The organism is Empedobacter sp. GD03865, assembly GCF_029840775.1.
Taxonomy (GTDB): domain Bacteria; phylum Bacteroidota; class Bacteroidia; order Flavobacteriales; family Weeksellaceae; genus Empedobacter; species Empedobacter falsenii_B.
Genome location: NZ_JAOCDF010000014.1, coordinates 1 through 11665 on the forward strand (window position 1 = coordinate 1; position 11665 = coordinate 11665).

6 protein-coding genes are annotated in these 11665 nt (G+C 32.8%); 1 reads left to right on the plus strand and 5 read right to left on the minus strand.

Annotated features, from left to right (window positions below):
* Positions 1–315: 315 nt before the first annotated feature.
* The 5 genes from N5D46_RS07035 to N5D46_RS07055 all read right to left on the minus strand — a co-directional run bounded on the left by N5D46_RS07035 (position 316) and on the right by N5D46_RS07055 (position 8646).
* Complete coding sequence (locus N5D46_RS07035) at positions 316–1263, minus strand: HipA domain-containing protein (protein ID WP_280049559.1); 948 nt, start codon at positions 1261–1263, stop codon at positions 316–318.
* Positions 1260–1586, minus strand: coding sequence for a HipA N-terminal domain-containing protein (locus N5D46_RS07040; protein ID WP_221857121.1), 327 nt, complete (start codon positions 1584–1586; stop codon positions 1260–1262). Before N5D46_RS07040 ends, N5D46_RS07035 begins: the two co-directional genes overlap by 4 nt.
* Positions 1583–1789: a helix-turn-helix transcriptional regulator gene (locus tag N5D46_RS07045; RefSeq protein ID WP_114999434.1), complete on the minus strand. Its 207-nt coding sequence runs from the start codon at positions 1787–1789 to the stop codon at positions 1583–1585. The genes N5D46_RS07040 and N5D46_RS07045 overlap by 4 nt, the downstream gene beginning before the upstream one ends.
* A gap of 1249 nt (positions 1790–3038) precedes the next feature.
* Positions 3039–4283 (minus strand): efflux RND transporter periplasmic adaptor subunit, encoded by a 1245-nt coding sequence (locus tag N5D46_RS07050; RefSeq protein WP_280049562.1) that lies wholly within the window; start codon positions 4281–4283, stop codon positions 3039–3041.
* A gap of 1 nt (position 4284) precedes the next feature.
* Positions 4285–8646: a CusA/CzcA family heavy metal efflux RND transporter gene (locus N5D46_RS07055; protein ID WP_280049592.1), complete on the minus strand. Its 4362-nt coding sequence runs from the start codon at positions 8644–8646 to the stop codon at positions 4285–4287.
* Between the two features lie 785 nt (positions 8647–9431).
* On the opposite strand from N5D46_RS07055, the gene katG reads away from it, so the two are divergent.
* A complete protein-coding gene (gene katG, locus N5D46_RS07060; RefSeq protein WP_280049563.1) occupies positions 9432–11651 on the plus strand; it encodes a catalase/peroxidase HPI in 2220 nt (739 codons plus the stop codon).
* The last annotated feature ends 14 nt before the right edge of the window (positions 11652–11665 follow it).

The following is an 11665-nucleotide window of genomic DNA, read 5'->3' on the forward strand; positions in this document are numbered from 1 at the left end:
TAAAATTTGTTGTTAAAAGTGACAACGAATTTGAATTAGAAAAAGGATTTTGAAAAACTATATTCATTCATTTTTTATTCATGAGTTATTAATTGTTTCAAATGAATATCTATAATTAAAATAGATTAAGCTATGAATAAAAAAGTTATAGAAAGATACTGCATTTAGAATGCTCAGGGAACGGTTTTCTTGGTGGCTGAGGTTTTCGAAGTCACATTTTACGATCTTTTCCTTTCGAGTGTTTACTCTTTTCCCTTCGAGTGCCTCATGGAACGTGTTTTCTTGGTGGCTGAGGTTCTTGAAGTCATACTTGCTCTAATTATTAGAACTAAACAATTTATTAAATCTAGTGTTCAATGTTTCAATATACGCTTGTTTAGTATCTTTATTTAAGAAGCTAATCTCCACAAAATCGATCCATTTTAGTCTAATTTTGATGAATCTTTTGTAAATAGATTCTACTGATTTATTAGGTATTTTTAATGTTTTCGCTAACTGATTGAAATCTTCTATTTTTAATCTATTTTTTTTACCATTAATTGTTAATGCAGATTCTTCCTTATCATCGGGAATTAATAACAGTGTATTCAATAAATCGTAAGCTGGAGATAATTCGTATTCATTGAAATCATTTTCGATTAATGAATAGTTTTTAAGATGCATATCAGCATTTGCAGTCAAGTAATTAAATAAAACAATTTCAAATAATTTTTGAGCTTCAAATCCACTATTTTTAGTTAGTTGATAGATTAATTTTCCGATTTTTTCTATTGATCCTCGATATTTATGTTCCGTTAAATTTTCAGTCAATTGACAAAAGTCTTCAACAGCAATTTTATCTTGATTTTTTCGATCAAATCGCTTTGTTAAATAAGCCAATTCACCTGATTTAAGCCGAATAAGTGTGTGTGTTGCTGTTTTTATTTTTACCAATTCCGCTAAATGCATGGTTAAGTCTTCATTTTCGGGTAAGTCGATATATTCTTTTGAAGCAGGTTTTAAAATATAATTTCCTTCAAGATCCACAATTGTAAATCTCGATTGTTTATTTATATCGCTTATAAGATTTAAAGATAATTTTGGCTGTACACCTGTAACTGCAACACTTTTTACAATCAACTCTTTTGCTAATTCTTCTAATTGTTTGCTGTCAAAATCAATTGAAGGAGGATTTATTGAACCAAATATTTTTTTAGAACATTTAGAATGAAAATCAATTTCATTTTCTGCTAATTCTTTGTAACAACTAAGGCATTTTATCATAATTCTTCATTATTTGAAATGATAGAAACAGCTCCAATACAATCTTTGCAAAGGGTTAATAATAAACCAAAACGATCTTTAGAATTTAATTTCCAATTTTTTACTGCAATATTCAAAAGCCAACCTTCTGGTATTAATCCATCAAAAAAAGGAAATAAAATTTTACTTTCATAAGAATCTTGTTGTTTTGGAAGCGTTAAACTAATTGGTTTCGATTCCAAATTATTCAAATATTCTTGATCGTATTTAAAAATATAACCATTTTCATTTTCAGAAATTGTTCCTGCAAATTGATTTTTATAATAGACTAAACCTTTTCTCATTGCTCAATTTTATCAATTACACCAACTTCAGAACCAAATAAAGCTAAAACTTGATTAACTTTATCTAACCTTACAGAAGGTTTTCCTTGTTCTAGTTCACGAATAAATCTTAAACCAACTCCAGCTCTCTCAGCCAATTCAGGTTGTGTAAGTTTTAATCTTTTTCTTTTTTGTTTGATAAATTCTGCAATTGATTGATTCATATTATACCCTTTGAGGTATAAATATAGTCATAATTTTTATTTTATACCCAAAAAGGTATAATATTTATTTAAACGTAAGTATTATACCTTTTAGGGTACGATTATTTCTTTGTGGCTGAGGTTCTCGAAGTCACACTTTTACGATATTTTCCTTTTTAGAACTCAGGGAACGATCTTTTGGTGGCTGAATTTTTTGAAGATAAAATTCTATTCTCGATACAATTTTTCTTCATTATTATTTCGAAAAATCACTCGAACTGACGAATTTTAATTAAGACGTATAACAAATGGATATAAACTAAATTTTAACCATACTGAAAACCTTTTCTTCTTGATAGTTTGATCTTTTCCCTTCGAGAGCCTAGGAACAGGTTTTTCTTGGTGGCTGAGGTTCACGAAGCCACATTTTTACGATCTATTCCCTTCGCATGTTTGATTTTTTCCTTCTAAAACCTCAGTGACCATACTAAAAGCGAATTTGAATATTGGAAAAGAATGACGAAAACGGTATTAAAACACACACGTTAAGAAAATGTTTGAATGAAACTTAAAAAGGTATTCTTTTTTACGCTTGTTTCAATGGATTGAAGCTCGTCTGCAAATCGTTAGTCGACTCTAAAATCCGTTGATAAAAGTGATAACGAATCTGAATTAGAAAAAAGGATTAGAAAAATGCGACGATTTAGAATCGAAATGCAATTTAACTCTAAATCATTGGAATAAAAAAAGTTGGAGTGTCTGAGTGGAGCGAGTTGCCAACTTTATGGAGATAATTTAGTTAGTTGAATTACCTGAGCCATACCATGGCTCCTCCTCTTAATATCAAATTTTTAATTTCAAATGTTTTTTGGATGAGCTTCCCCGAAGGGTATATGAATACCGATAATTAAAATAGATAAGCTATGAATAAAAAAATGAAAGTAAGAAATAAGTATCACCTGAGCCACACCGTGGCTCCTCCTCTTAATCTCAAATTCTTTATTTCAAATATTTTTTTAAATGACAACGATTCGTCAAGTTGAATTTATTTCAGCTTCTCAGTATCGTCAGTCTGAGTGACGTTTGTAAAACGTTGTATCGAAGAATTAGACGATGATAACGAATTATTAAAAAGTATTTGAGATTTTTGAATTACGAATTAAATAGTTACTTATTTATTACAACTACTAAAAAGTCCAATAAACATATTGTTTATCGGACTTTTTATTGGAAGTTAGTTAGGGGAACAACTCAATTTATTTGAATTGTTTTAGTGTCCGTGATCTCCGGAATTACTTAATTTAGCATTCACAAAGAAGGATCCTTTTACAACAATTTGCGCGTTTGGATCAACTTCATTTACGGTTGTAATAGCTGTGTAACCCATATCTGAAGAACCTTTTACAACTTCGATTTTTTCAAAGTTTATCGATTTTTCATTTTTATGTTCTTTGTTCTTTTCGTTCGGATCTTTACTTTCTTCGTCTGTATGCTCTTCTACTTTTTTGTTTGTTTTGACAAAGATGTAAAATTTACCATCTGCTTCTACAATTGCTTCATTCGGAACAGCAGGTGTAGAGGAATTACTTAAGCTTACGGCTCCTGTAATATTCATTCCATTTATTAATCCACTTTTATTTCCTCGTACTTTGCTATGTACTGCTATGGTTTTACTTTCATTTTCGAAAGAAGAACCAATGCTGTAAACGACTGCTTCGTAACTGTTTCCTGGATTATTTGTTAATTCAAATTGAATAACTTGACCAACTTTCATTTTAGGTAAATCTTTCTCGAAAACTTGTAAATCTAAGTGAATAGAACTGTTATCAATGATTTCAGCGACAGGAGACGAGACATCTACATAACTCCCTATTTGCGCAATAATTTTACTTACTGTTCCACTAATTGGTGCTGTAATTACCATTCCATTTTTCAAATTTGCATTGCTTACTTTAGAAGGATTAATTCCCATCATTTGCAGTTGACGAGACAAAGATGCTTTTTGAGAACGTAATGTTTTCAATTCAGCAGAAGAGTTCTGAAGATTCTTTTTTGCACCAGCATCGTTATCAAACAATTCTTTTTGTCGTCTAAATTCTTGCTCTGCATAGGTAATTCGACTCAAAACAGTTAAATATTGCTCTTGTGTTAGAATAAATTCTGGATTTGAAATTGTCGCAATTACTTGTCCTTTTTTGACATATGAACCTTCCTGAATGGGTAAGGTTTGTATTACTCCACCAAACATGGATGCAACACTTGCCATATTGCTATTCGGAACGTTTAAAATTCCATTTGCTTTAATCATAGCTGTTAACTCCTTTACTTCAATTGTTCCCAGTTTTACACCAACAGCCTTCATTTGTTCTTCTGTTAGCGTAGCAATTGTTTGTGGAGCTTCTTCGTGCTCAGCTTCTTTTTCTTCTGTAGGTTGTGCCGTTTTTGTTTCTTTGGTACAATTACTTAGAAATAATATGGCTAACACGCTATAGATAATAATCTTTATTGTTTTCATTTTATTGATTGATGATAGAATTAATATTGACAACAGTTTGATTGACTTGTTGTATCGATTCAAGATATTTTAATTGAATATCCGTTGCGGTTTGCAATGCAAAAAGATATTCGACATACGAGATTTCACCAGTTTTGTAACCCAATTGAGCTGCCTTTACAATTTTTTCTGCATTTGGAATGGCTTGGTTTACGTAATATTCATATTGTTCCCAATCTTGCTGATATTGATTAATCGAATTATCAAGTTGAATCTTTAGCTGTTGTTTTTGAAAATTGGCTGTTTCTTGAATGGCTTGTTTATCATATTCCAATGCTTTGATTTTTGCCTTTGTAGCACCAAACGTTAAGGGAATTGCTACACCAAGGTTTACTGAAGTAAAACGATCAAGACCATTGTAATACCTTTCAACTCCATTTTTTTCGTGCATTCCAATCATCGATAAACTGTTTACACCAAGTGAGAATTCTGGTAAACCTTCGGCTTTTAAGACATCTTTGTTTCGTTCTGTAATTTCCATCTGTTGGTAAAAAGCTTTTAGAGTAGGATGATGCTCAATTGTAGAACCGTCTAAAATTCCACTCAATTTTAATGGAATATAATTCGTCTCTTTGGTAATTGTAAAATCTTCTTCGGTATTCAATAATACGTTAAGATTTTTGTACGCATTTGCTAAATACACTTTGTTTTGTTTCAGCAACAAATTGATTTCTCCTTGTTGTGTTTCTGCCGTATTTATTTCTATTTTCTTAATATCACCTGCATTAAATCGAACCGAAGCAATTCGAATAAATTCTACATAAAGTTTATTTAATTGTTCGAGTTGATTATGGTTATATTCTAAATATTCGATCTGATAGAAATAGGTTCTCACTTGTTTCAACAATTCGTTTGTTGTTACTTCTTTTTGTATCTTCTTGCTATTTACTTCTGATTCTAAAACTGCCTTTCGATGTTTAAAAATCGTTGGAAATGGAATACTTTGAGAAATGGATAAACCATAATCAAATTTTGGACTCGCATATTGCCCAAGTTGTGCTTCCACATTTAATTTTGGTAATTCATTTGCGGTTCCTTTTAAAGCTTCACTTGATGAAATACTTCGTTCATTTGCTTTGATTAATGGATTATTTTCAATTGCAATTTGTTGTGCTTCTTGAATATTAATTGAACGAGTTTGCGCTTGAATAGATTGTCCCATTAAAAACATTCCGATTACAAGAAATGGAAGTGTATTTTTTGAATTCAATTTTATTTTCGAAAGTTTTGAATTGAATATTAAATATAACATTGGTAATACAAATAAGGTTAAAAAAGTAGCTGTGATTAATCCTCCAATGACAACTGTTGCTAAAGGTTTTTGAACCTCGGCACCTGCGCCTGTGGAAATTGCCATTGGTAAAAATCCTAACGATGCAACTGTCGCTGTCATTAATACTGGTCGTAATCGGATATTGGTTCCTTCCATTATTCGTTTTAGAATGTTTTTCTCCCCTTCTTTTTCTAATTGGTTGAATGTTCCAATTAAAACAATTCCGTTTAAAACAGCGACACCAAATAATGCAATAAAACCAATTCCGGCACTAATACTAAATGGCATATCGCGAATAATTAATGCAAAAATACCTCCGATTGCACTCATTGGAATTGCTGTAAAAATTAATGCAGCTTGTTTGAATGAATGAAATGTAAAATACAACAACATAAAAATTAATAATAAGGAGATTGGTACTGCAATCATTAAACGTTGACTAGCTGCTTGTAGATTTTCGAACTGCCCTCCATAGGTGAAATAATAGCCTGAAGGCAATTTGATTTCTTTGTCTAATTTTGTCTGAATATCTTTTACAACCGATTCTACGTCGCGATCTTTTACGTTGAAACCAATTACAATTCTTCGTTTTCCTTCTTCGCGACTAATTTGTGAAGCACCCAATTTATAACTTACATTGGCAACTTGAGATAACGGGATTTGATTGCCAGAATTTGTCGGAATCATTAAATTGTTAATGTCATCTATGCTTTTTCGATGCACACTATCCAAACGAACAACTAAATCAAAGCGTCTTTCGTTCTCAAAAACTTGACCTGCTGTTTTTCCTGCAAAAGCTGTACTTAACATATCATTCACCTCTTGAATATTCAATCCGTAATTTGCCATTCGGATTCGGTCATATTCAACATTAATCTGAGGTAAACCACTTACGCGTTCTACTTGGGGTGCTGTAACACCTTCAACAGATTGAATTGCTTTTGAGGTTTTATCTGCATAATAAGAGAGAGAATCTAAATTCTCGCCAAAAATTTTGACTGCTACATCTTGTCGAATTCCTGTCATCAACTCATTAAAACGCATTTGAATTGGTTGATTTTTTTCAAAGAAAACTCCAGGAATAACCTCTAGTTTTTCCATCATTTCATCACCTAATTCTTCATAAGAAATTTTTCTTTTCCATTCGTCCTTTGGTTTTAGAACGATAATCATATCTGTTGCTTCAGGAGGCATAGGATCTGTGGGAACCTCAGCAGAACCTGTTTTGCCAACGACCATTTTAACTTCATCAAATTCTTTTAAAATACGAGAAGCTTGCATGGATGTTTCTAAACTTTGGGTTAAGGAACTTCCTTGTGGTAAAATACAGTGAAAAGCAAAATCACCTTCTTGTAATTGTGGAATAAATTCTCCTCCCATATTCCTGAATTGAATAATTGATACTGCAAAAATTACAACAGTAATACCAACTAACCAATATTTGATTCGGATTGCTTTTTCTAATAATGGTTCATAAACTTTATGGATTTTCACCATCATTTTATCTGAAAAAGAAGCTTTGAGAGTAGGCTTTTTTGATAAAAATAAAGCACTCATCATTGGGATGTACGTTAACGAAAGAATCAATGCACCTAGAATTGCAAAACCAACTGTTTTAGCCATTGGTGTAAACATTTTTCCTTCTACACCAACCAATGTAAGAATAGGAATGTAGACAATAAGTATGATAATTTCCCCGAAAGCGGCTGAATTTCTAATTTTTGAAGCTGAAAGAAAAACCTCTTCATCCATTTCTTTTTGGGTTAATCGATGCGTTGATTTTCTAAGTCCAAGATGATGTAAAGTCGCTTCTACAATAATAACGGCTCCATCGACTATCAATCCAAAATCAATCGCTCCTAAACTCATTAAATTCGCACTTACACCAAAAATATTCATCATTCCTAATGCAAATAATAAGGATAACGGAATTGCTGAAGCAACGATTAAACCAGCTCTTAGGTTACCAAGAAAAATAACCAATACAAAAATGACAATCAAAGCACCTTCGATCAGATTTTTTTCTACTGTTTTAATTGCACGATTGACTAAATTCGTTCGATCAAGGAAAGGTTCGATGACGATATCATCTGGTAATGATTTTTGAATTGTAGGTATTTTTTCTTTAATTAGGTTAACCACTTCGTTCGAATTGGCTCCTTTTAACATCATTACAACACCACCAACCGCATCTACTTCACCATTGTAGGTCATTGCTCCATATCGTATGGCATGTCCTAGCCTTACATCAGCTACATCTTTTATAAAAATAGGAACAGTTCCCGTCGCATTTTTTACAGGAATTAATTTTACATCATCTAGAGAAGTTACCATACCAATTCCTCGAATAAAGTAAGCATTTGGCTTCTTATCGATGTAAGCTCCTCCTGTGTTTTGATTATTTTTTTCTAAGGCATCAAAAATATCTGATACACTAATTCCCATTGCGCGTAACCTATTCGGATCTAAAGCAACTTCGTATTCTTTTAATTCTCCACCAAAACTATTGATCTCAGCAACACCTGGTGTTCCGTTTAATTGTCTGCGAACAATCCAATCTTGCATTTCGCGCAATTGTTTTGAATTGTATTTTTTTTCACTTCCTTTTTTAGGATGTAAAATATATTGATAGACTTCGCCAAGACCAGTACTCACAGGTGATAATTCAGGAATACCAACACCTTGCGGAATGTCTTCTTGTGCTTCTTTTAATTTTTCGTTGACTAATTGACGCGCAAAATAAATATCTACATCTTCTTTAAACACTACCGTAATCACAGATAAACCAAAACGAGAAATACTTCTTGTTTCTTCGATATCAGGAATATTCGCAATACTTTGCTCAATTGGAAAAGTGACCAATTGTTCTACTTCTTGACCAGCTAGAGTAGGGCTGACCGTAATAATTTGGACTTGATTGTTGGTAATATCGGGTACCGCATCTATTGGCAATTTTGTTGCGCTCCATACGCCCCAGATAATCCACAATACAGTCATAATTCCAATAACAATTTTGTTTTGGATACTAAATTTTATGATTTTATCTAACACAGATAATTTGATTAATTGTATTAACATTACCCACTTATTATCAAAATAAATGAGCACAGAAAAGTGTTGACTTCAATTTTATATCAATTGAAATCAATGTGTAGACGAAAAAAGAAATCGTCTCGTTAAGCAATATTTATTTTAGGAGGTTGCCAGATATCGGCATACAATTGGTTTTGAATTGTATTCTTTTTGAATTGTATTTTCTTGGAAGTATTTGGTTCAAAAACTTTAGGAGTTTTTAGTAATCGTGTAAATTTCATTGATGAAATTGTAATTTGACAACAATTACAAACGCACAAAGGACTACATTGATCTTTATGATCTGAATTATCTTTCTCACTATGCACCATAGAAACTTGCGTTCTATTAGTATTTGTGTCTTGACATGGCACAAATGATAGAACATTAACATATAATGCAATTATGAGAATTATAAATTTCATTGTTACAAATGTATAAACATTTTTTTGACTATAATAATTTTACGATGTTAAGATATATTGAAGTTAAGATTGAAAATTTCTATGCATTGATATTATGTGAAATGTAGTTTTATCTTGATACAGATATAAACTTAAAAGCTAGAGGATTCTCGAAATCTCTTTACTCATTAAAAATAAACGAATCAATTTTTATAATATAATTAATAACTATTTAATTTACATTCTATATAAAATAAATTGATTGATTGATAAAACAATTTGATTTTTAATTGATAAGACAAATTGCTATATTTATGATATTTACAAAACAAAAGTATTAAACATAAAAAAAAAGTATTCATGGAGAATCAAGGAGGTGATATTTCAAAATGCCCTTTTCACAATGGTACAATGTCAAAACCAGTTGCAGGAGAAGGAACACAAAATCAACATTGGTGGCCAAATCAATTAAAAGTTGATATTTTACGTCAACATTCAAACAAATCGAACCCAATGGGGGAAGATTTTAATTATGCAGAAGAATTTAAAAAATTAGATTTAGAAGCGGTTAAAGCTGATTTAAAAGCTTTGATGACTGATTCTCAAGATTGGTGGCCAGCAGATTTTGGACATTATGGTCCATTTTTCATTCGTATGGCGTGGCATAGTGCAGGTACATACCGTGTGCAAGATGGTCGTGGTGGAGCAGGTGAAGGACAACAACGTTTTGCGCCGCTTAACTCATGGCCAGACAACGTTTCGCTGGACAAAGCGCGTCGTTTAATTTGGCCAATCAAACAAAAATATGGTAATAAAATTTCGTGGGCAGATTTAATTATCTTAACAGGAAATGTAGCATTAGAGTCGATGGGATTCAAAACGTTAGGTTTTGCTGGAGGTCGTGCTGATGTTTGGGAGCCGAATATGGATGTATATTGGGGTTCTGAAAAAATTTGGTTAGAAGAGAGTGGTGGTGCAAATAGCCGTTATTCTGGTGATCGCGATTTAGAAAATCCTTTGGCTGCTGTACAAATGGGATTAATTTACGTGAATCCAGAAGGACCAGATGGTAATCCAGATCCATTAGCTTCTGCACGCGATATTCGTGATACGTTTGCGCGTATGGCAATGAATGATGAAGAAACATTGGCTTTAATTGCTGGTGGGCATACATTCGGAAAAACACATGGTGCTGCTTCTGCAGATCATGTTGGACCAGAGCCAGAAGCTGCAGGTTTGGAAATGCAAGGATTAGGTTGGAAAAACTTGTACGGGACAGGAAATGCAGGTGATACCATTACATCTGGTCTTGAAGTAACTTGGACAAGTAAACCAACAGAATGGTCGAATTTATTCTTAAGCTATTTGTTCGGTTTTGAATGGGAATTAACGAAATCTCCTGCAGGTGCTCATCAATGGGTAGCAAAAGATGTAGGCGAAATTATTCCACATGCACATGATTCTTCAAAAAAAATAAGACCAACGATGTTGACTTCTGATATTGCGTTACGTACAGATCCAGCTTACGAAAAAATTGGACGTCGTTTCTTGCAACATCCAGAAGAATTTGAAGATGCTTTCCGTAAGGCATGGTTCAAGTTGACACACCGTGATATGGGACCACTTTCTCGTTATTTAGGTGCAGATGTTCCGAAAGAAGTGTTCACTTGGCAAGATCCAATTCCAGCTGTTACACATGAATTAATTGATGAGGTTGATATCGCTGATTTGAAATCTAAAATTTTAGCTTCAGGATTATCTGTTTCAGAATTAGTTTCTACAGCTTGGGCTTCGGCTTCGTCTTTCCGTGGATCGGATAAACGTGGAGGAGCAAATGGTGCGCGTATTCGTTTGGAACCAATGAAAAATTGGGAAGGGAATAATCCAATTCAATTGAATAAAGTCTTAACAGTTTTAGAAAATATTCAACAAGAATTTAATTCAGCGAATTCTTCAAAACAAGTTTCGATTGCGGATTTAATTGTCTTAGGAGGAAATGCAGCGATTGAAAAAGCAGCAAAAGACGCAGGAAAAACAATTACTGTTCCGTTTACAGCTGGTCGCGGAGATGCAACTCAAGAACAAACCGAAGTAGAATCTGTAGCATATTTAGAACCACTTGCAGATGGTGTGAGAAATTACCGAAAAAATACAAGAAAATCTGTTTCGACAGAAGAATTGGTGATTGATAAAGCACAATTGTTGACCTTGACTGCACCAGAATTAACTGTTTTAGTTGGTGGAATGCGTGCAATGAATGCAAATTATGACGGTTCTAAACATGGTGTTTTTACAGATCGTCCAGGTGAATTGACAAATGATTTCTTTGTGAATTTATTGGATATGGGTACTGTTTGGAAAGCGACTGATGAAACGAAAGAAATCTACATGGGATCTGATCGTAAAACAGGAGCACCTAAATGGACAGGAACTCGTGCAGACTTAGTATTCGGATCAAATTCTGAATTAAGAGCTGTAGCTGAGGTGTATGCTCAAGAAGATGCTCAAGATAAATTTATCAACGATTTCGTTGCTGCTTGGAATAAAGTAATGAACGCAGATCGTTTTGATTTGAAATAAATATATGATTAAAT